This window comes from Microbacterium sp. 22195, from assembly GCF_052056515.1.
Lineage (GTDB): Bacteria > Actinomycetota > Actinomycetes > Actinomycetales > Microbacteriaceae > Microbacterium.
The window spans coordinates 54,460-75,017 of the sequence record NZ_JBQEPE010000007.1; the positions used below are offsets into that span (position 1 = coordinate 54,460).

Consider the following 20,558-nt stretch of genomic DNA (forward strand, 5'->3'; position numbering starts at 1 on the left):
CCGCGGCACGCCACCGCTGGGGGGTCCCGCCGAGCGGCCCCACCCGGCCACCACGAGAGGACCCGGAATGGGAAGCATCTTCGCGGCGGATTCGCCGCTGATGAGGACGCTGACGCGCATCGCCGACGTCATGATCCTCAACATCCTGTTCATCGTGACCGCCCTCCCGGTGATCACGATCGGGGCCGCGCTCACCGCCCTGAACTTCACGGCGATGCGCATCGCGACGGGGACCGACCGGACGATCACCGGCGACTACCTGCGGTCGTTCCGCAGCAACCTCCGCCAGGCGACCGCGATCTGGGGCATCCTGCTCGGTCTGGCGGCCGTCCTGGTCGCCTGGTACGGGGTCATCTCGGCGCTCGTGACCGATCCCGTCGTGCAGTTCGTCCTGTTCGCGGGCTGGTACATCCTGGTGTTCCTGGCCGTGGTGATGACGCTGTGGGTGTTCCCGTATCTCGCGAAGTTCGAGGGCAGCATCCGCGAGACCCTGCGCAACGCGCGCCTGCTGTCCTGGCGCCACCCCCTGACGACCCTCTTCGCCCTGACCGTGATCGTCCTCTGCGCGACGGTCACGGTGTTCTCGCCGCAGGCGACCGGCTACGGGCTCCTCTGGCTGCTGATCGGCTTCGGCGGCATCGCCGTGGTCGACGGCACGCTCTTCGCGCGGATCTTCGACAGGTACATCCACTCATCCGAGGAGGGCTGAGGGCGTGCAGACGTTCACGGTCGACAACTGGCGCTTCGCGCTCGCCGATCATCGCGAGGCCTGGATGAAGGGCTTCGACGACGCGACCTGGCGCGCGGTCGCCGTACCGCACGACTGGAGCATCGAACAGGACTTCGCGCCCGAGCACTCCAGCGGCACGGGCTACCTGCCGGGCGGCATCGGCTGGTACCGCGCGCACGTGCCGCTGTCCTCGCTCGCCCTGGCCCCCGGCTCGCGCGTCGTGCTCGCGTTCGGCGGCGTGTACAAGAACGCCGACGTCTGGGTCAACGGCTATCACCTCGGCGGCCGGCCGAACGGCCATGTCCCGTTCTCGTTCGAACTGACCGAGCTGCTCTCGTACGCCCCCGACGACGACCTCGTGATCAGCGTGCGCGTCGACCGCACCGAGATCTCCGACTCCCGCTGGTACAACGGGGCGGGTCTGTTGCGGCCGGTCGCGCTCGAGGTGCACGAGCCGGTGCGGGTGCTCAGCACCGCCTTCTCGACGGTCGCTGCGGATGCCGCGGAGGCCACCGTGCACGTGGACCAGCGGATCGACGGCGCCCTCGACGAGACCACGACGGTTCAGGTGCAGCACGAGCTGCGCTCGCTGGCATCCGGCCGCACGCACGCCGTCGAGACCTCGGTCGAGCTCCCCGCGGGCGGCACGGCCGATGTCCGCTCCGAGCTGCGGGTCGCGGACCCCGACCTGTGGTCGGACACCGCTCCGGAGCTGTACCGGCTGACCACCACGCTGACCTGGGAAGGCGCCTCCGCCTCCTGCCGGGAGATCGTGGGCATCCGCACCTTCGCCTTCGACCCCGACCACGGGTTCTCGATCAACGGCGAGCCCCGCACGCTGAAGGGTGTCTGCCTGCACGAGGATGCCGGATGCTTCGGCGTCGCGGTGCCCGCAGCCGTCTGGCTGCGCCGGCTGCTGAAGCTCAAGGAGATGGGCTGCAACGCCGTGCGCATGGCGCACAACCCGCACGCCTCCGAACTGCATGCGCTGTGCGACGCGCTCGGCCTGTACGTCATCGACGAGGCGTTCGACGAGTGGGAGAGCCCGAAGAACAAGTGGTGGCAGGGTCACAACGTCTACCCGCCGCGGCACGAGGGATACGCCACGCACTTCCCCGACTGGCACGAGCGGGATCTCCGCGCGCAGATCGAGGCGCACCGCAACCATCCGTCGATCATCGCCTGGAGCATCGGCAACGAGATCGACTACCCGAACGATCCGTACGCCAGCCCGCTGTTCGAGGAGATGACAGGCAACAACGACGCCGCCAAGCCGGCCGAGGAGCGCAGGTACGATCCCAACCGCCCCGACATTCGCAGGCTCACGACCATCGCGCGGCGACTCGGCGCGATCGTGCGGGACGCCGATCCGACCCGGCCCGTGACGCTCGCCGCGGCGTTCCCCGAGCTGAGCAGCCGCACCGGGCTCCTCGATGATCTCGATGTGGTCGGCTACAACTACAAGGAGCACCTCTACGACGAGGATCATCGGCGCTTCCCGGAGAAGCCGTTCCTCGGCAGCGAGAACGGCCACGGCTACGCCCAGTGGCGAGCGGTCGCCGACAACGCGTTCATCGCGGGGCAGTTCCTCTGGACCGGGATCGACTATCTGGGCGAGGCGCACGGCTGGCCCGTGCACGGCTCCGGTGCCGGCGTGCTCACGATGGCCGGCTTCGCCAAGCCCGGCTGGCATCTCCGCCGCAGCTGGTGGGCGGGCGAACCGGTCGCGCACCTCGCGGTGCGCGTGACGCCGGATGCCGCGGATCGCAAGGAGTTCTGGCGGCATCCCGTCTCGCGGCACTGGCAGGACTCGGATGCCGGGACGATCGAGGTGACCTGCTTCGCCGCGGGCGGCGAGCCGCGGCTCACCCGAGACGGAGCGGATGTGCCGCTGTCCTTCGACGACGACGGCGGATTCTGGACCGCGGAGATCCCGGCATCCGACGCCGTCCTCGTGCTGGAGGTGCGGGACGGCGACGAGGTGGTGGCGCGCGACGAACTGCGTCGCGCGGGGGAGCCGGCACGTCTCGACGTCTCGATCTGGCAGGCGCCGGCGGATGCCGTGCGGCGGTGCCGCGCCGCGGGGGTCGCGATCGAGGGTGTGGCCCAGATCGAGTGCGGGCTGGTCGACGCCGACGGTCTTCCGGCCAGGGGAGACCTGCCGGTGACGGCGGAGCCGGGCGGGAGGATCCTCGGCCTGGAGAACGGCGACCTGGCCGATGTCACGCCGTACAGCCGCCTGCAGCGGAGCACGTTCGACGGCCGGCTCGCGGTGTTCGCACGCAGTGGGGAGGACGCCGCCGTGCGACTGAGCGCGCCGGGGGTCGATGCTGTTACGGTGCAGATATGAGAGGTGTCGTGCCGAGGCGGACGTCGCGCGACATCCGCAGCGACTCCATGATCGACGTGCTGCACGCCGTGCTCTCGGCGGGCGAGACCACGCGCAACGACATCGCCCGCTCCACCGGACTCAGCGCCGCCACCGTCGTCACGATCGTGAGCGAGCTGATCGCCGAGGGGGTCCTCGCCGAGACGAAGGTCGCGGCCGGACGCGTGGGGCGCCCGACGTCGGTCTTCGGCATGAACGCGGCACGCGGGTACGTGGTCGGCATCGACGTCGCCGAGACCTACATCCGCGTGATCGTGTTCGACACGGCGCTGAACCAGATGGCCTACGCCGAGAGTCAGCATGACGAGCACGTGCTGGAGCCCGACACGATCGTCGAGGCCATCGGGGCGGAGCTGGACGGCGTGCTGGAGCGCGAGGGCATCGCGCGTCAGGACGTGATCGGGGTGGGCATCTCGCTGCCCGGCCTGGTGCACGAACCCACCGGGGTCGCCGTCGTCGTGCCGCACTGGCAGTGGCACAGCGTGGAGCTGGAGCGTCTGCGCGAGCGCATCGGCCTGCCCCTGGTGATCGAGAACCCGCTGAGGGCGATGGTCAACGCCGAGCTGTGGCTCGGCCGTGGCCGATCCGCCTCCAGCCTCGCCACGATCAACCTCGGCACCGGTGTGGGCGCCGGGATCGTGCTCGAAGGGCACGTGCTCAGGGGCGCGACGAACTCCGCCGGTGAGTGGGGGCACTCGCTGCTCATGCTCGACGGCAGGCTGTGCCGCTGCGGCCGGCGCGGCTGCGTCGAGGCCTACATCGGCGTCCCCGGCATCCACCAGACCCTGCGGGAGCTGGCCCCAGGGCATCCGCTGGCCGAGGTCGAGCTGCAGAGCGACTTCATCACCCGGCTGGCCGAGGCGGCGGACGGCGCCGACCCCGACGCCGCGGCGCAGGAGACCATCGCCAAGACGGCCTATTACCTGGGGTCGGCGCTGGCGGATCTGGTCGCGGTCGTCAACCCCGAGGTCGTCACGCTCACGGGCTGGACGACCTGGGCCCTCGGCGACCGGCTGCTGCCGATCGCCCGGGAGCGGATGCGGTCCCAGGCTCCGGGCCGGGCGGGCGCCGCCGTCGATCTCGAGGTCTCCTCCGTGCGCAGCAACCCCGTCGCGACCGGCATCGCGATGATCGCGCTCGAGCGTTCGATGGTGGATGCCGGGCTGCTCACCACGCGGATCCCCGTCGCGCTCTGACCCTCGCGCTCTGACCGTCGCGCTCTGATCCCGCCCTCAGCCGAGGAGGCGGAGTCCGTCACCGTCCTCGACGACCTCGTGCAGCTCGGCGCGCACCCGGGGCGTGTTCATGCCGCGGTGCAGCACCAGCATCAGGCGCCCCTCGAACGTCTCGAACAGCATCCCGTGCCCGGCGTTCCCGTCGACCAGCACGTCGAGCTGCTCCCACGGCCCCGTCAGAGCGCCGCCGCGCGAGATCGCCATCGTCTCGACGTACTCCGACCCCTCGTCGCCGAGAGGACGGTACGTCGCCCAGATCATGAGCAGGGCCCCGCCCGGCAGCCTGCGCAGCTGCGGGCCGTCGGTGACGTACGGCATGCGCGTCCTGGCGCTGGGTGGCAGCTGTGCGAGCAGCCGGGCCTCGGAACCGCGGAACAGCAGGATCGGATCCCCGGCCGCCGCCCGGAGATCGGCCGTGAGGGGGACCGCCTCGATCGTGCCGTCGAAGATCTGCACCCACTCGTGCGCATAGACCATCCAGGGCGCGCCGTCGTCGTCGACGAAGAGCGTGCCGTCGAGCGTCATGAACTCCGCGGGGGCGACCGGGGCATCCGTGCGCAGCAGCTCGAAGGGCCCGGCGGGATGATCGGCGACCGCGACCACCGTGCCGCGGGCTGTCGGCACGAGCTCGGTGCCGGTCCGGTCGGATACGGCGCGGAACCTCGGCCCGCCGGGGATCTCGAGCTCGCGTGACGAGTCGTGCAGTGTCGTGAACAGGTAGTACCGGCCCTGATGCTCGTGCACCTCGGGCGCCCAGGGCGCCTCGGTCGGCGAGGCCCAGGTGCCCTCCGGGACGCGGAACACCTCGATGGCCTCGTCGGACCAGCTCACCAGGTCGGAACTGCGGTAGGCCAGCACCACCGGGTCCGTCCGCGAGGCGGTGTAGAGGTAGTACTGCCGCTCCGCCGGGAACGGCAGGATGAACGGGTCGTGCGCCCAGAAGTCGTCCAGTTCCTGAGTCATGCTCATGCTCCTCGTCTCCACTGTCTCACCGCAGCATCCTGATGACTCCGATCGCGGGTGCGGGTCGCCCGTCCACGGCGGTGAAGCCCACCTCTGCCGAGGTGCGGCCCGCGAGCTCGCCGACCGCGTAGTCGACGTCGAGCACCTCGGGGTCGACCCCGGCGGCCGCGTCGAAGCGCTCCTCGGCGATGAGGTCGTCGTCGATGCGCACCACCACGGCGGTGGGCTCCTGCGCCAGCCGGTACCGGATGCGCAGTACGCGGGCGTGCGCCGTCCGCATCCGCACCGACATGCTGTGGGAGGTCGTCCGCCAGCGCCGGTCGCCGGTCGTCAGCACCGCAGCTCCCGTGCCGCTGAACGCGTGATCGGATTCCGGCTGCTGGTCGCCCAGTGCGACGGCGTCGACGGTCGCCTCGTCCACCGCGAGGCCGTCGTCGAGCTCCCTCAGCCGCGCGGCACGGGCCGCTGGGTCGCCGTCGGAGACCGGCCAGTACACCGTGTACCGGGAGTCGTGGATGCCGGCGAACGGCTCGAGACCCTCCGGCACCTCGTCGGGATCGAGCACCGGCAGGTCGGCGAAGGGCAGCAGCGGGCCGTGCGCGATGTGCCCCATCCGGCTGTCGTCGGCGAACAGGCCGTCCAGGCGCGCGTCCCCCGCGCGCGCAGCCAGCACGGAGGGTCCGGAGAGGAACGCCTGCCAGGGCGATCCGTCCGGCAGGCGCTCGGATCGCACACCGGTGGGAAGCCGGAACGTCACGCGGTCGCCGGGGGCCCAGGTGCGCTCCACCAGCACGGCCCCGGGAACGGCGGCCGTTGCGACCGGCGCTCCGTTCACGCGCAGCTCGGCGAGCTCGTCCGCCCACCCCGGTACCCGCAGCCGCAGCGCGAACGCGCACGAGCCCTCCGGATCGACGCTGATGCCGACCTCTCCGCTGCGCGGCAGATCGGCGTCGACCCGGATGCGGACGCCGGGACGGGCGGCATCCGGCAGATCGATCGATGCCTCGGCCGGCAGATACAGGTTGACCGCGGGCGAGCCGTCCTCGATGCCGAACGCCCATTCCGCGGCCGAGCGCGCCTGCGCCTCGAGCCCGGTGCCCACGCAGCACCAGAACCCGAGCTGCGCCTGCGAGTACACGCGGTAGTGCCGCGGGCGCATCGAGGTGAAGTACACGAAGCCGCCGCGGTCGGGATGCTGCGAGGCGAGCACGTGGTTGAAGATCGCGCGCTCGGCGAAGTCCAGCAGTTCGGGGCGCAGCTCCCGCTCGGCGAGGGCCCGCGTGAGGCCGAGCATGTTGTAGGTGTTGCAGAACTCGGGGCCCTCGCGGTCGTCGATCATCGGGGTGAAGTCGTGCGCGTCGTGGAAGTGCTCGCGCACGCTGTTGCCGCCGATCGCGACGGTGCGGTGCTCGACCACGGTGCGCCAGAACGCCTCGGCGGCTCGCAGGTAGGAGTCGTCGCCCGTCGCGACCGCGGTGCTGGCGTAGCCGACCGCCTTCGGGATCTGGGTGTTCGCGTGCAGGCCGGTCAGGGCGTCCTCGCCGCGCCGCAGCGGGTCGAGGATCGCGTGATGCGAGAACCGCTCGGCCTGCGCGGCGTACTCCGCGCGACCGGTCAGCTGCGCCAGCCGGGCGAAGGCGTCGTTCATCCCGCCGAACTCGGTGTCCAGCATCCGCTCGAACGCGGCGTCGTCGATTCGGTCAGCGATGGGCAGCCACCAGTCCGCCAGCGCCGTCACGATCCGCAGCGGCCGCTCGTCACCGGTCACGGTATGCGCGTCGATGAGGCCCTGGAACGTCTTGTGCAGGTTGTACCAGGGAACCCAGTGCTCGCTGGAGCCGAGCTCGGCGACTGCTTCCGCACCGTCGGCGAGCGCCTCGAACAGCGCCTGCCCGCCCGGGATGCCGCCGACATAGCCGCCCCCGCCTGCGATCCGGCACTCCTCGAGGCCGGCGATCATCGCGTCGAGCCGGCGCCTCGCCTCGGCATCGCCGGTCCCCGCCCAGAGGAACGCGAGCGCCGAGAGCAGGTGCCCGGCGATGTGGCCGTCCAGTCCGGAGTCCTCCCAGTTGCCGTAGCCCGGTGCCGTCGCGGGCAGGCCGGCCTCGCGCCGGAACGGGGCGAGGAGCCTGTCGGGATCGAGAGCGATGGCGTAGCCCAGATCGGTCTCGAGCGCCCTGGCGAAGGGGCCGTCGAGCAGGCGAACCCGATCCAGAGGGAGGAACTTCATGCGGGTACCTCGGGTCACGATGTGCGGGGAGGGGGCGCGCCCGGACGGCGGATGGCGTCCTCGGATCGCGGTGTTGTAACGCTACAGGAACTGTGATTGTATCGCTACACACAGTTCGCCCGAACTGCTGTGATCCGACCCCTTCCCGCGAGGACGCGCATGATCGCTCTCTCCCGCGCCGCAGGCGCACCCGTCATCGACCGGCGCATCTACGGCCAGTTCGCCGAGCATCTCGGCCGGTGCATCTACGAAGGCGTGTGGGTGGGGGAGGACTCCGCCATCCCGCACCGCAACGGACTGCGGATCGACGTCATCGACGCTCTGCGGCACATCAAGGTGCCGCTGGTGCGCTGGCCGGGCGGATGCTTCGCCGACGAGTACCACTGGCTCAAGGGTGTCGGGCCGGAGCGGCAGCCGATGGTGAACACGCACTGGGGCGGCGTCGTCGAATCGAACGAGTTCGGCACCCACGAGTACTTCGAGCTGCTGCACCAGCTCGACGCCGAGGCGTACATCAACGGCAACGTCGGCAGCGGCACGGTCGCCGAGATGCAGGACTGGATCGAGTACATGACCCTCGACTCCACGGCGCCGATGGCCGAACTGCGCAAGCGGCACGGCCGCGAGCAGCCGTGGAAGCTGGAGTTCTTCGGCGTCGGAAACGAGAGCTGGGGATGCGGCGGCAACATGCTCCCGCTGCACTACGCGAACCAGTACCGGCAGTTCCAGACCTACGTGCGCAAGTACGGCGAGCATCCGATCTCGAAGGTCGCCTGCGGCGCGAACTCCGACGACTACGAGTGGACCGAGGTGCTCATGGCTCGCGCCGCCGAGCACATGAACGGACTGAGCCTGCACTACTACACGCTGCCCACCTCGGACTGGGAGAGGAAGGGCGCCGCCCTCGACTTCACCGACTTCGAGTGGCACGAGACCCTGCGTCAGGCGCGTCGCATGGACGAGCTGATCACCCGGCACAGCCGCATCATGGACAGGTACGACCCGGCCAGGCGCGTCGCGCTGATCGTGGACGAGTGGGGCACCTGGTACGACGTCGAGGAGGGCACGAACCCCGGCTTCCTGTACCAGCAGAGCACGCTGCGCGATGCCGCGGTCGCGGCGATCACGCTGAACATCTTCCACCGCCACGCCGACCGGGTGCGGATGACCAACATCGCGCAGATGGTCAACGTGCTGCAGGCCATGATCCTCACCGACGGCGCGCGGATGCTGACCACGCCCACCTACCATGTGTTCGACCTGTACACGGATCACCAGGACGCCGAGTACGTCGACGTGCCGGTGGGCGCGTTCGGCGCCGACGTCGACGCGACCGCCTCGTTCAAGGACGGCGCGTACACGGTGAGCATCACCAGCACCGCGCTGGACCGCGAGACCGAGGTGGAGTTCGAGCTGCCGTCGGCCGTCACCGAGGTGCTGCGCGCACAGGTGCTCGGCGGCGCATCCGCCACCGCGCACAACACCTTCGACGCACCGTCCACGGTGGCGCCGGTCGAACTGGCCGTGGCCGTGCAGGGACGCACCGTCAAGACGACTCTGCCGCCGCACGCGGTCGCCACCGTGCGTCTCGCTGTCGCAGACTGATTCCCTGGGATCGAGACGCCCGGGGGAGGAGACGACATGACGACGATGCAGGACGTGGCCCGGCACGCGGGGGTGTCGGTGATGACGGTGTCGAACGTGATCAACGATCATCCGCACGTGCGCGACAGCACCCGCCAGAGGGTGATCGCCTCGATCGCCGAGCTCGGATACCACGTCAACACCTCTGCGCGGAGCCTGCGGCAGGGCCGCACCGGCGTCATCGCCCTGGCCGTGCCCGAGATCGATCGCCCCTACTTCGGGCTGCTGGCCAGCCTGCTCATCGAGCGCGCCGCCGCGCGCGGGTTCGAGCTGGTGGTGGAGCAGACCGCCGCCAGCCGCGACCGGGAGCTGGATGCCATCTCGCGGTCGCGCCTGCGCAACTACGACGGCCTGATCCTCAGCGCTGTCGAGCTGCACGACGACGACGCGACGCTGCTGCGGGGCGACTACCCCACGGTGGTGCTGGGCGAGCGGGGATTCACCGGGCCGCTCGACCACGTCGCCATGGCCAACGAGGAGGGGGCGGCGCTCGCGGCGGCGCACCTCGTCGAGCGCGGCTGCCGCACGGTCGCGATGCTCGGCGGATACCACAGCGCCACCGGGGCGGTGGACGTGTCCACGCTGCGTGTGCGCGGATTCGAGAGCGCGCTCGTCGAGCGCGGCGTCACCCCCGACGCCCGTCTGGTGCGCTCCACGCCGTTCACGCTCGAGGGCGGTCGCGCGGCGATGAGCGAGCTGCTCGCCGAGTTCCCTGACGTCGACGGCGTGTTCTGCTCCACCGACCTGATCGCCATCGGCGCCGTGCGGGCGCTGGCGGATGCCGGACGGCGCGTGCCGCACGACGTCAAGGTCGTCGGCTTCGACGACGTGCCGCTCTCGTCGTTCCTCACCCCGTCGCTGACGACCATCGCCCCCGATCACGCCGCCATGGCTGACGCCGCGATCACGATGCTGATCGATCGCATCGAGGGCAGCCGCGCGGCCGACGACTATCGCACGGTGGTCGGGCCGGTGCGCCTGATCGCCCGCGAATCGACCTCGGACTGAACCCCCTCACCACCGGAACCGCCCAGCCGAAGGAGCACGACGCCCATGCGCACACCGATCTCCGCCCGCCCGCCGATGGGCTGGAACAGCTGGGACTGCTACGGCACGACGGTGACGGAGGGCGAGGTGCTCGCCAACGCGCGGTTCATGTCGGCGCACCTGCTCGAGCACGGCTGGGACACGGTCGTCGTCGACATCGACTGGTCGGATCCCACCGCGCGCAGCCACGGCTACAACGAGAGCGCACCGCTGTGCATGGACGAGCACGGGCGTCTGGTGCCCGACCCGGAGCGGTTCCCCAGCTCCGCGGGCGGACGCGGGTTCGCCCCGCTCGCGGCGGAGATCCACGCGCTCGGGCTGCGGTTCGGCATCCACACCATGCGCGGCATCCCGCGCCGAGCCCTCGCCGCCGACGCTCCGATCCTCGGCACGGATGCCAGGGCATCCGACATCGCCGACCCCTCGAACGCGTGCGAGTGGAATCCCGACATGGTCGGGCTCGACCACCGGCATCCGGCGGCACAGGCGTACTACGACAGCACGCTCGCGATGTACGCGCAGTGGGGCGTGGACTTCATCAAGGCCGACGACATGCTCTGGCCGTACCAGGCGGCCGACGTCGAGGCGTACGCGCGCGCCATCGAGCGCAGCGGGCGGCCGATCGAGTTGAGCCTGTCACCCGGCCGCGACCTGTCGCTCGCCCACCTGGAGCACCTGCGCGAGCACGCCACCATGTGGCGCATCTGCGACGACCTCTGGGACCGGTGGGAGGACGTCGAGGCGAACTTCGCCCGCTTCGCGCGCTGGGCTCCGCACGCATCCGTGCACGGGTGGCCGGACGGCGACATGCTCCCGCTGGGCAGGATCGGCATCCGCGCCGAACGCGGCGAACCGCGCGACGATCGGCTCACCCCCGCCGAGCGCGTCTGCCTGCTGACGCTGTGGATCATCGCGCGCTCGCCGCTGATGATCGGCGGCGATCTGCCCTCCAGCGACCCGGAGACCATCGCGCTGCTCCGCAACGCCGATGTGCTCGCGGTGCTGCGCGACTCCTCGGGTGCCAGGGAGCTGTTCCGTGAGGGGGACACGGTGATCTGGGGCGCGGACGGTCCCGACGGCATCCGCTTCGCCGCCGTGTTCAACCTGACGGGCGCTCCGCGCGAGATCGTCCTCGACATCCGCTCCCTCGCCCTGCCGGAGGGGGCGTCGGCCGTGACCGAACTGTGGACAGGACGCACCGTGCGCACCGAGCCCGTCGAGGTGCAGTCGGATGCCGCCCGCGGCGTCGCGCCCGGCAGTCGTGCGCTGCGCCTGGACGTCCCCGCGCACGGGGCGGCTCTGGTCCGCTGCGAGGCGTGAGCGGCTGAGAACCGCGCCGGGGCGACGAGAGCGCGCTGCCCCGACCGGCCCGGAACGCGGCGGTGCCCGCCCGGGTGCTGACCCGGGCGGGCACCGGATGGCTGGGCTCAGCGGCAGGTCGCCGCGGGATGGCCCACCGTGATCGACTCCGCGCCGATCGTGGCGACGACTTCACCGGCCGCCACCGACCTCTGATGCAGCGCCACGACGGCCTGGCCGGTGGCGCCGGGCGCCACCGCCTCGATCACGCGCCGGCCGAACGGCGTGCGCACCGTGGCATCCGTCGCGGCATCCCGGTCGTTGCGCACCGTCAGCACCAGCTGCACGTCACCGGCCACGCAGCGCGTCGCCACCGCGGGCAGGAACCCGGCATCGCGCGCGCCGACGGCGAGAGTCGGGATCTTCAGATACGAACCCGGCGTGCTGAACACGATCCGCACCGCGGATGCCAGCACCGGATCGAAGGCGACCTGCGTGGGGCGCCCGTTCCCGCTCGGCGCCACCTGCTGCGCCGAGGTCGGATGCCAGGTGCCCTGCGCGTCGCGGTACTCCACGCTCACGTTCCGGATCGTGCCCTCGATGTTCGTGAAGCCGACCCGGTCGACGACCGTCGCGGCCTTCGGCTGCACGGTGAACGTCGCCGAGTCCTTCGGCGTGCCGCCGGTCCACGTCGACCAGGAGGTCGACGCCCGCCCGTCGCAGGCGTTCTGCGGCGGCATCGTCTCCCACTCCGTCTGGTGGAAGCTGGCCGACACCGTCGTCCCCTCGGCGGAGCACACGTCCTGCACGCCGTCGGCACCCCAGATCTGCACCTCCGAGATCGACTGCCAGGTGTTCGTCGCGGTCGTCAGCTGCAGCCGGATGCCGCTCGTCGGCGGGATGCCGGACACGTCGAGCGCGGCCACCGGAGCCGACGCCGACGGGTCCTGCGCGACGTCGACTCCCACGCCGGTGGGCACCCAGTCGCCGGCGGCGTCCAGGTACTCGGCGACGATCCGCGAGGGCCAGGTGGCGCCGCTGCCGTCCTTGTACATGTGCACGACGACCTCGTCGACCTTCTGGGTGAGCGGCCAGGTGAACGACAGCCAGCTGGACTTCGGGTAGACGCCCCCGCCCACCCAGTCGTCCCAGCCCTTGCCCTTCACGTCGCCGTCGGCGACGGTCGCGGCGAGGCTCTGACGGCTGGACGCCGACACGGCCGACTCGAGCGCGAGGTCGACGATGCCTGGCGTCGCCACCTCGATCGTCCGGGTGAACGTGCGGCCGGAGGTGAACTGCGCGTCGGCGGCGAGCGTGCCGACGATCCGCTGCGTCCCGCGCTCGGCGAACGAGGTCGCACTCCAGGTCACGGCGGTGTCCACGGTCGTGCTCCCGACCTTCACGGGCACGGTGGCGGGCAGCGCATCCGAGAAGTCCTCGCCGGGCTCCACGGTCTGCGGCAGTCCGTCGTCGACCACGCTCCAGATCTCGGTGCCGCGGCCGTGCGCGTCGAAGTACGAGGCGTCCCATCCGCCGCCCCAGCGCGCCGGGTCCTCGGTGGCGGGGTTGCGCATCTCGGCGCGGCCGTTCTCGCCGATCGTGATCGGCAGCCACACGTAGGTGGAGTTCGCGGCGCCGGAGTTCCAGCGGTCGCCCATGTACACGAAGCGCCCGCCGCCCAAGTCGAGCACGTTCGTCGACTGGGAGCCGAAGGTCGAGCGGCGCGTGTCGCCGACCGACAGCAGGCCGTCGCCGCCCTCGGGGACCGCGTTGTACGCGACGTTCTCGAAGGGGTCGTCGGACTCGACGCCGCGGATCCACGTCCCGAGGATGCTGTCGGCGGTGTGGTAGGTCTGCGGGTTCGGCGCCCAGCCGGTCGCTCCGGATGCCACGGCGTAGTAGCGGCCGCCGTGCGCGAACAGTGCGGGCGCCTCGAGCATCCCGCACTCCTTCACGATCTGGAAGTCCTGGCCGCGCACCGGCGCATCCGCCGTGCCGTCGGCGAACAGGTACGGATACCGCCCGTCCTCCGAGTACTGCCGCGCGTTCGCCATGTCGGTGCCGGTCGTGTGCGTGACGTTCGTGTACGAGGCGTCGAGCCGCGCGATGTACAGCGAGCGGTTCTCCTCGGAGGAGTAGACGATGTACGCCGTGCCGTCGGCGTCCTGGAAGAGCGTCATGTCGCGGGCCTGACCGGGCACGGCCGCCGAGATGCAGGCCTTGTAGTCGGTGCGGTTCGGCAGCCGGTAGACGCCGGTCATCCGGAACGGGCCGGTCGGGCTGTCCGACACGGCGACCCCGGCCATCGAGCGGGCGTACATGCTGCCGCCGGGCGAGGTCTGCCCGTCGGAGTGCCACCAGAGCACCCACTTGCCCGTGCTCTCGTTGTGCAGCACCTTGGGCCGCTCGAAGATGGTGGTGTAGTCGGCGGCATCCGCCGTGTTCAGGTGGTAGTTCAGCTCGGCGATGCGGTCGGTGCGAGGCTGCCCGGACTCGTCGACGGTGTCGTACAGCGAGTCGAAGTACTCGTCCTCGAGTTCGGCGGCGCTGGACACGGAGCGCAGCACGATGCCCTCGTCGGTCCAGTTGAGCGTGTCGTAGGACTTGTACGCGTGCACCCCGGGGCTGCCGTAGTAGCCGCTGCTGCGGTCCTCGCCGTACCAGTAGTACACCGTGCGGCCCTGCTCGGAGCCCGCCACCACGTCGCCGCCCTCCACGCCCAGCTCCTGCGCCGAGACGACCGCGCCGCCGTGCGCCTGGATGTGCCTGCCGTTGTCGTCGAACCAGTAGGGCTGGAAGTAGTCCGGCGCGCCCGCGCCGGGGTCGTGGATCGGCTGGTACGTCGCGTACGTGACCGGGTCGCCCACCGGGACATCGGCATGGGCGGCGACGGCGGGGGAGAGGGTCAATGCGGTGGCGGCGCACACCGCCACGGCGATGCCCTTCGTTCTCTTCATGTGCACTCCTTCGTGTTGCATGGCCTTCGTCAGCAAATGTTCACGTAAACATTGTGACGTTAAAAACCATGCAAGCAGAGAACCGGGGAGATGCGCAAGCATCTCCCCGGTTCTCCGCTCGACGATCGGAGCCGGATCAGCCCAGCTCGATCACCGACCACGACAGCGCCGGCAGTGCCGCGCGCACCGCGCCGTCGACGACGTCGGCCTCGAGCGGCACCATGTGCACGGCATCCGGAGACGTCTCGAGGTTCGCCGTGTGCCGATCCCCGCCGTCGGGGATCGTGAGCGTCTCGGCCTTCAGCACCCGCAGGCCGCCGAAGCCGCGCAGATCCACGGTCAGGTCGTTCGCGTCGGTGAGCGATCGGTTCGCGACGAACACCACCACCCGGCCGGACTCCTCGTCCCAGGTCGCCGCGGCGTCGACGGAGTCGACATCGCCGTAGCGCTTGGTGGCGATCTGCGACGCCGACACCGCGAGACGCAGGATGCGGCCGCGGGCGAGGCGGGCCATGCGCTCGAACGGCCAGAAGCTGGTCTGCCGCCACGCGGCGCCGCCCTCCTCGGAGCGGATCGGCGCGATCACGTTCACCAGCTGCGCCTGGTTGGCGATCCGCACGCGGTCGCCGTGCCGCAGCAGGCTGTTCAGGAACGTGCCGACGACCACGGCATCCGTCACGGAGTAGGTGTCCTCGATCAGCCGGGGGTGCTCGCGCCACGTCTTCGACACCTGGTGCGGCTGGTCCTCGGTGTCGAGCCCCGACTGGTACCAGACGTTCCATTCGTCGAACGAGATGTCCACCTGCTTGGTGTGCTTGCCCGCGGCCTTCACCGCGTCGATCGTCGAGACCACGCCGTCGATGAAGGCATCCATCTCCACCGCCTCGGCCAGGAACGACTCGGCGTCGCCGTCGTGCTCCTGGTAGTACGCGTGCATCGAGATGTAGTCCACCTCGTCGTACGCGTGCGTGAGCACGGTGTGCTCCCAGGAGCCGAAGGTGGGCATCCCGCGACTCGACGACCCCACCGCGACGAGCTCGATCGAGTCGTCGACGAGCTTCATCGCCTTCGCGGTCTCCTGCGCCAGCCGGCCGTACTCGTGCGCGGTCTTGTGGCCGATCTGCCACGGGCCGTCCAGCTCGTTGCCCAGGCACCACAGCTTGATGTCGAAGGGGTCGGCGGCGCCGTTCGCGCGCCGCAGGTCCGACCAGTACGTGCCGCCGGGATGGTTGGCGTACTCCACCAGGGCGCGCGCCTCCTCCACCCCGCGCGTGCCGAGGTTGATGGCCTCCATCACCTCGACCTCCGCGTCGCGGGCCCAGTCGACGAACTCGTGCAGGCCGAAGGCGTTCGTCTCGATCGTGTGCCAGGCGCCGTCGATGCGCACGGGTCGGTCGGCGACCGGACCGACCCCGTCCTCCCAGCGGTAGCCGGACACGAAGTTGCCGCCGGGGTAGCGCACCACCGTCGGCCCCATCTCGCGGACCAGTTCGAGCACATCGCGGCGGAAGCCGCGCTCGTCGGCCTGAGGGTGCCCCGGTTCGTAGATGCCCGTGTAGACGCAGCGCCCCATGTGCTCGACGAACGACCCGAACAGGCGTCGCGGGACGTCGGCGATGGTGAACTCGCGGTCGATGGTGATGCGGGACGAAGACATTGCTCTCCTTGTGAGGGTGGGTGGATGCTACTGACCGCCGAAGCCGCTGGTCGCGACTCCCTTGACGATCTGCTTCTGGAAGACGAGGAACACGACGATCAGCGGCAGAGCGGCCAGCACGGCCTGCGCCATGACCTGCGCGTACTGCACGCCGTAGGCGCTGATCACGGTCTGGAGCCCGACCGGAAGGGTCATCAGGGTGGTGTCGTTGATGACCAGGAACGGCCAGAGGAAGTTGTTCCACGCGCCGATGAAGACGAAGATCGCGACGGATGCCAGGATCGGCCGCGACAGCGGCAGGATGATCGACCAGAACACGCGCAGCCGGCTCGCGCCGTCAACGCGCGCGGCGTCCTCCAGCTCGATCGGCACGGCGTCGAAGAACTTCTTCAGGATGAACACCATCGCAGGCGCCACGACCTGCGGCAGGATCAGCCCCCAGTAGGTGTCGACCATGTTGAAGGCGAGCATCTCGTAGAACAGCGGGATGATCAGCACCTGCGGCGGCACGACGATCGCGGCGATGATCGCGACGAACAGCCACTTCCGGCCGCGGAAGTCCAGCCGCGAGAAGGCGTATGCGGCCAGCGCCGAGATCGCGACCGTGATGACCGTGACCGCCACCGAGGTGAGCAGGCTGTTCCACGCCCACAGGTACACGTTGCCCTGCGACAGGATCGCGCTGAACGCGTCGAGGGTGGGCCCGGACGCCCCGATCCACGAGGGGTCGCCGGAGGCGGCATCCGTCTCGGTCTTGAAACCGGTCGCCACCGCCCAGAGGAACGGCAGCAGCCAGCCGATCGCGAGCAGCGCGAGGATGACGAAGGCCACCACCCGCAGGGGCGCGAACGGCTTCTGGCCGGGCAGGCGCGGGCGGCGGGCGCGTGCGGAGCGCCGCGAGGGGGCCGGGACGGTGACGGCCTCGGTCGGGGAGAGCGTTGCGGCGGACATCACTGCACCTTCCTGCGCCGGGTCACGAGGGCCTGGGCGACGCCGACGATGATGATCAGGGCGAAGAACACGTAGGAGATGGCGGCCGAGAACCCGAACCGGTAGTTCACGAAACCGGCCTCGTAGATGTACTGCACGATCGAGCGGGTGGTGTCGCTCGCGACGCCGCCGAGCATCTGGTAGGCCTGGTCGAACAGCTTCAGGGAAGCCAGGATCTGCAGGATCAGGATCAGCACGGTGGCCGGCCCCAGCTGCGGCAGCGTGATCGACCAGAACTGACGCCACGCTCCCGCGCCGTCCAGCGACGCCGCCTCGTACTGCTGCGCCGGGATGTTCTGCATCGCGGCCAGGTACAGCAGGAAGTTGAAGCCCACGGTCCACCAGACCGTGGCGATCACGATCGACAGCATGTTGGTGTCGGGGTTCTGCAGCCAGGCGAGCGGCTGCAGGCCGAGGGCCTTGAGGATGTTGTTGGCCGCGCCGATCTGCGGGTTGAAGATCCACACCCAGATCTGCGAGATGACCGTGGATGCCAGCAGGTACGGCATGAAGAACGACAGCCGCCACAGCCACTGGCCCGGCAGGCCGCGGTCGACGAGGGCCGCCATGATCAGCGAGAGCGCCACCAGCGGCACCGTCGACAGCAGCGTGAACCACACCGTGTTCCACAGCGACTGCCACATGACCGGGTCGCTGAGCGCCTCGGCGTAGTTGGCGAAGCCCACCAGGTCTCCGCCGGCGCCGGTCAGTGACTGGTCGGTGAAGCTCAGGTAGATGCCGTGCAGGATCGGCCAGACCAGGAACAGCGCGAATGCGATGAGGAATGGGGCGAGGAACGCCCAGCTGACGAGCTGCTCGCGCCGACGGGGACCCGCGGGACGGAACGGCTCGGAGCTCTTGCGGCCGGTGACGACCGCGCGGGTGCTGGCTGTGGTGGTCATCACTTCCACTTCCCTTCGGGGTCGGCGGGGTTCGGCTGGGCGAGCAGGGTGTCCACGCGCCGGATGAACCGGTCGATCGCGGCGCCGGGGTCGTCGCCGCTGAGCAGCACGCCCTGCACGGCCGCCCCGAACTCGCCCTGGAAGTTCGATCCGGATCCGGTGAACCAGGCCTCGGGGTCGTACACCACGTGCTGCGCGGCGTCGGCGTAGTGCGCCTGGGGGAGCAGCTTCGCGTAGTCGGGAGACTCCGTGACGGGCAGGTACGCCGGGATGTGGCCGGCCTCGGCCCACCCGAACGAGCCCTTGAGCATGTCGGAGACGAACCGGTACGTCAGATCGCGGCGGCGCTCGTCGGCGTGCGCCTGGTGGGGGAGCACGAAGGAGTGCGAGTCCGCGTAGGCCGCGGGAGTGCCGTAGAGGGTGGGGATCATCGTCGCGTCGAAGGGGAGCTTCGCGTTCTGCATGGTGCGCAGCTCCCAGACGCCGGTCATCAGCATCCCGCTCTTCCCCGTCGCGAACTCGGCGACCGCGGTGCCGTAGTCGTTCTGCGCCGCGGCGATCTCGCCGTCGAGCAGGGTCTTCATGAACGCCAGTGTCTCGACCGCGGCATCCTTGTCGATGCCGATCCTCCCGCCGGACGGCAGCTCGATCGCCAGCCCGTGCTGCGCGTAGAGCCCGTAGAACAGCCGCCACATCTGGGCGCCGTCGCCGAGGTACCCGTACGAGAGCGCGTGGCCCTTCGCCGACCCGCCGACCGCGCGCAGCTGGTCGAGGAACTCCTCGGGCGAGGAGGTCTTCTTCAGCTGCCCGTCGGAGTCGAGCTCGCCCGCGGCGCCGCAGATGTCGGTGTTGTACATGAGCACGAAGGGATGCGCGTCCAGCGCGATGCTGAACCGCTTGCCGCCGACGATGCCCTTGTTCCAGATCGGCTCGGGGAAGGTGGACTCGTCCACGCCGAGCTCGGCCAGTCGGTCCAGGTCCCAGTCGTCGAGCAGTCCGCCCGGCGCCCAGCCCGGCACGCGCGTGGCGTGCATGATCGCGACGTCGGGGGCGCGTCCGCCCGCGCCCGCCATGGCGAGCTTCGTGTAGTACGGGGTGCCCCAGGCGAGCACGGTGGGGCGGATGCGGTAGGCGCTCTGCGCCCTGTTGACGCCGTCCAGCAGCTGGGACATGGTCACGCCGTCTCCACCGGAGAGCAGATGCCAGAACTGCAGGGTCTGCGTGGCGGAGCCGGATGCTGTGCCGGGTGCGCAGCCCGCGAGGAGGGCGGCGCCGGCGGTGAGCGAGGCGGCGGTGAGGAACTGCCTTCGAGAGAGATCTAGCGGGGGTGTCATGAATCACTCCTTCGTGAACGGCACCATCATTACATCGTGGTAATCAATGTGCAAGACCCAGCGTCGCCCACCTCTCGGGGCGTCAGGGACGGTATCCGCCTGGGCTGCCCGCGGTGCTGCCTCGGGGATGCAGCCGATGCGGCAGCGTGACGGCCCGCGGGGGCATCGCGCGATCGTCCATGCGCGCGGTCAGCAGCGAGAGCGCTGCGCTCGCCAGCGCGTCCCGATCAAACGCGATGGTGGTGAGCGACGGGGTCGTGAACGCCGAGAGCTCCACATCGTCGAAGCCGGTCAGCAGCACGTCGTCGGGAACGCGGATGCCGTGCGCCGCCAGCGTGTGCAGCGCACCGAACGCCAGCGAGTCGGTGAAGGCGACCACGGCATCGAAGCCGACCCGCCGGTCCAGCAGCTCCTGCATCGCGTCGGCACCGCTCACCATCGACCACGGCAGCCGATCCGCCTCGAGCGCGGGATCGCGGGGGATCCCCGCCTCCTGCAGCGCATCGTGCACGCCCTGCAGGCGCAGGCGGCTGGTGGCGGTGGCGGTGCTCTGGCCGGTCGCCCCGCCGATCACGGCGATCCGACGCGCGCCCTGGGCGATCACGTGCCGAGTCGCATCGGCCGCCGCCAGCCGGCTGTCGATGCCGACGTGGTCCGCTCGGCTCTGCTCCACCTCGCCGATCACCACGAGCGGCGGGAGGTCGTCCGCCAGGGGGATCGCACTGTCCTCCAGCCGCACCGGATTGAGGATGAGGCCGTCCACCTGGCGGGTGCGCGCGCGTGCGAGCAGCTCGCCCTCGCGCTCAGGGGAGAGCGCGGTCTCCTCGAACTGCACCGCGAGCTGGCGCTGGTGGGCTGCCGCGACCAGACTGTGCACGAGCTCGGCCGAGTAGGCGGTGGCGAGGTCGGGCAGGGCGACCGCGATCGTGCCCGACCGCCCGGTGCGCATGCCGCGGGCGCTGAGGTTCGGCACGAAGTCGAGCTGCCGCATCGCCCGCTCGACCCTGTCGCGCTTCTCCTCGCTGACCGTGAACGCGCCCGTGACGACGTTCGAGACCGTCTTGGGCGAGACCCCGGCGAGGGCGGCGACATCCTTCATCGTCGCGCGGTGCGGAGTCGGCGGCGTCATGCGGGTCAGCCTAGTGCGGGGCGGGGCCGTCCGCGGCCGTACACTCAGGACG

At 70.5% G+C, this 20,558-nt stretch carries 14 protein-coding genes; 6 read left to right on the forward strand and 8 right to left on the reverse strand.

Features of this window, described 5'->3' with window-relative positions; genetic code table 11:
* The first annotated feature begins 67 nt into the window (after positions 1-67).
* From ACTJJ4_RS16825 to ACTJJ4_RS16835, 3 genes are read left to right on the forward strand one after another with little or no spacing between them, the layout of a single operon-like run.
* Positions 68-709, forward strand: coding sequence for a YesL family protein (locus ACTJJ4_RS16825; RefSeq protein WP_440944374.1), 642 nt, complete (start codon positions 68-70; stop codon positions 707-709).
* Between the two features lie 4 nt (positions 710-713).
* Positions 714-3,080, forward strand: coding sequence for a glycoside hydrolase family 2 TIM barrel-domain containing protein (locus ACTJJ4_RS16830; protein WP_440944375.1), 2,367 nt, complete (start codon positions 714-716; stop codon positions 3,078-3,080).
* Positions 3,081-3,088: 8 nt separating this feature from the next.
* Complete coding sequence (locus ACTJJ4_RS16835; protein WP_440944376.1) at positions 3,089-4,315, forward strand: ROK family transcriptional regulator; 1,227 nt, start codon at positions 3,089-3,091, stop codon at positions 4,313-4,315.
* A gap of 36 nt (positions 4,316-4,351) precedes the next feature.
* Here the strand turns inward: ACTJJ4_RS16835 and ACTJJ4_RS16840 are convergent, their stop codons facing one another.
* A complete protein-coding gene (locus ACTJJ4_RS16840; RefSeq protein WP_440944377.1) occupies positions 4,352-5,317 on the reverse strand; it encodes a glycoside hydrolase family 43 protein in 966 nt (321 codons plus the stop codon).
* Positions 5,318-5,342: 25 nt separating this feature from the next.
* Entirely contained in the window at positions 5,343-7,547 is a 2,205-nt protein-coding gene (locus ACTJJ4_RS16845; protein WP_440944378.1) for a beta-L-arabinofuranosidase domain-containing protein, read from the reverse strand.
* 159 nt (positions 7,548-7,706) lie between these two features.
* Between ACTJJ4_RS16845 and ACTJJ4_RS16850 the strand changes: the two genes are divergently transcribed.
* From ACTJJ4_RS16850 to ACTJJ4_RS16860, 3 genes are read left to right on the forward strand one after another with little or no spacing between them, the layout of a single operon-like run.
* Positions 7,707-9,152 carry an alpha-N-arabinofuranosidase gene (locus ACTJJ4_RS16850; RefSeq protein WP_440944379.1) on the forward strand — a complete coding sequence of 482 codons (1,446 nt, stop codon included), beginning with the start codon at positions 7,707-7,709 and terminating at the stop codon, positions 9,150-9,152.
* 36 nt (positions 9,153-9,188) lie between these two features.
* A complete protein-coding gene (locus tag ACTJJ4_RS16855) occupies positions 9,189-10,199 on the forward strand; it encodes a LacI family DNA-binding transcriptional regulator (protein WP_440944380.1) in 1,011 nt (336 codons plus the stop codon).
* 45 nt (positions 10,200-10,244) lie between these two features.
* Positions 10,245-11,558, forward strand: a complete 1,314-nt coding sequence (locus ACTJJ4_RS16860; protein WP_440944381.1) for a glycoside hydrolase family 27 protein — start codon at positions 10,245-10,247, stop codon at positions 11,556-11,558.
* A gap of 107 nt (positions 11,559-11,665) precedes the next feature.
* On the opposite strand, the gene ACTJJ4_RS16865 is transcribed toward ACTJJ4_RS16860, so the two are convergent.
* From ACTJJ4_RS16865 to ACTJJ4_RS16890, 6 genes are all read right to left on the reverse strand, one after another.
* Complete coding sequence (locus tag ACTJJ4_RS16865; RefSeq protein WP_440944382.1) at positions 11,666-14,494, reverse strand: discoidin domain-containing protein; 2,829 nt, start codon at positions 14,492-14,494, stop codon at positions 11,666-11,668.
* A gap of 136 nt (positions 14,495-14,630) precedes the next feature.
* Positions 14,631-16,151, reverse strand: coding sequence for an arabinosylfuranosidase ArfA (gene arfA, locus ACTJJ4_RS16870; RefSeq protein ID WP_440944383.1), 1,521 nt, complete (start codon positions 16,149-16,151; stop codon positions 14,631-14,633).
* 27 nt (positions 16,152-16,178) lie between these two features.
* Complete coding sequence (locus ACTJJ4_RS16875; protein ID WP_440944384.1) at positions 16,179-17,102, reverse strand: carbohydrate ABC transporter permease; 924 nt, start codon at positions 17,100-17,102, stop codon at positions 16,179-16,181.
* Positions 17,102-18,043 carry a carbohydrate ABC transporter permease gene (locus tag ACTJJ4_RS16880; protein WP_440944385.1) on the reverse strand — a complete coding sequence of 314 codons (942 nt, stop codon included), beginning with the start codon at positions 18,041-18,043 and terminating at the stop codon, positions 17,102-17,104. Before ACTJJ4_RS16880 ends, ACTJJ4_RS16875 begins: the two co-directional genes overlap by 1 nt.
* On the reverse strand, positions 18,043-19,377 hold the full coding sequence (locus ACTJJ4_RS16885; protein WP_440944386.1) for an extracellular solute-binding protein: 1,335 nt from the start codon (positions 19,375-19,377) through the stop codon (positions 18,043-18,045). Before ACTJJ4_RS16885 ends, ACTJJ4_RS16880 begins: the two co-directional genes overlap by 1 nt.
* Before the next feature lie 82 nt (positions 19,378-19,459).
* Positions 19,460-20,506 (reverse strand): LacI family DNA-binding transcriptional regulator, encoded by a 1,047-nt coding sequence (locus ACTJJ4_RS16890; RefSeq protein WP_440944387.1) that lies wholly within the window; start codon positions 20,504-20,506, stop codon positions 19,460-19,462.
* Positions 20,507-20,558 lie beyond the last annotated feature (52 nt).

Excerpts from the sequence above, each read along its gene's own strand:
- ACTJJ4_RS16825 (WP_440944374.1), top strand. The coding sequence starts at position 68 with ATGGGAAGCATCTTCGCGGCGGATTCGCCGCTGATGAGGACGCTGACG.
- ACTJJ4_RS16840 (WP_440944377.1), bottom strand. The coding sequence starts at position 5,317 with ATGACTCAGGAACTGGACGACTTCTGGGCGCACGACCCGTTCATCCTG.
- ACTJJ4_RS16845 (WP_440944378.1), bottom strand. The coding sequence starts at position 7,547 with ATGAAGTTCCTCCCTCTGGATCGGGTTCGCCTGCTCGACGGCCCCTTC.
- ACTJJ4_RS16850 (WP_440944379.1), top strand. The coding sequence starts at position 7,707 with ATGATCGCTCTCTCCCGCGCCGCAGGCGCACCCGTCATCGACCGGCGC.
- ACTJJ4_RS16855 (WP_440944380.1), top strand. The coding sequence starts at position 9,189 with ATGACGACGATGCAGGACGTGGCCCGGCACGCGGGGGTGTCGGTGATG.
- ACTJJ4_RS16860 (WP_440944381.1), top strand. The coding sequence starts at position 10,245 with ATGCGCACACCGATCTCCGCCCGCCCGCCGATGGGCTGGAACAGCTGG.
- ACTJJ4_RS16865 (WP_440944382.1), bottom strand. The coding sequence starts at position 14,494 with ATGAAGAGAACGAAGGGCATCGCCGTGGCGGTGTGCGCCGCCACCGCA.
- arfA (WP_440944383.1), bottom strand. The coding sequence starts at position 16,151 with ATGTCTTCGTCCCGCATCACCATCGACCGCGAGTTCACCATCGCCGAC.
- ACTJJ4_RS16875 (WP_440944384.1), bottom strand. The coding sequence starts at position 17,102 with ATGTCCGCCGCAACGCTCTCCCCGACCGAGGCCGTCACCGTCCCGGCC.
- ACTJJ4_RS16880 (WP_440944385.1), bottom strand. The coding sequence starts at position 18,043 with ATGACCACCACAGCCAGCACCCGCGCGGTCGTCACCGGCCGCAAGAGC.
- ACTJJ4_RS16885 (WP_440944386.1), bottom strand. The coding sequence starts at position 19,377 with ATGACACCCCCGCTAGATCTCTCTCGAAGGCAGTTCCTCACCGCCGCC.
- ACTJJ4_RS16890 (WP_440944387.1), bottom strand. The coding sequence starts at position 20,506 with ATGACGCCGCCGACTCCGCACCGCGCGACGATGAAGGATGTCGCCGCC.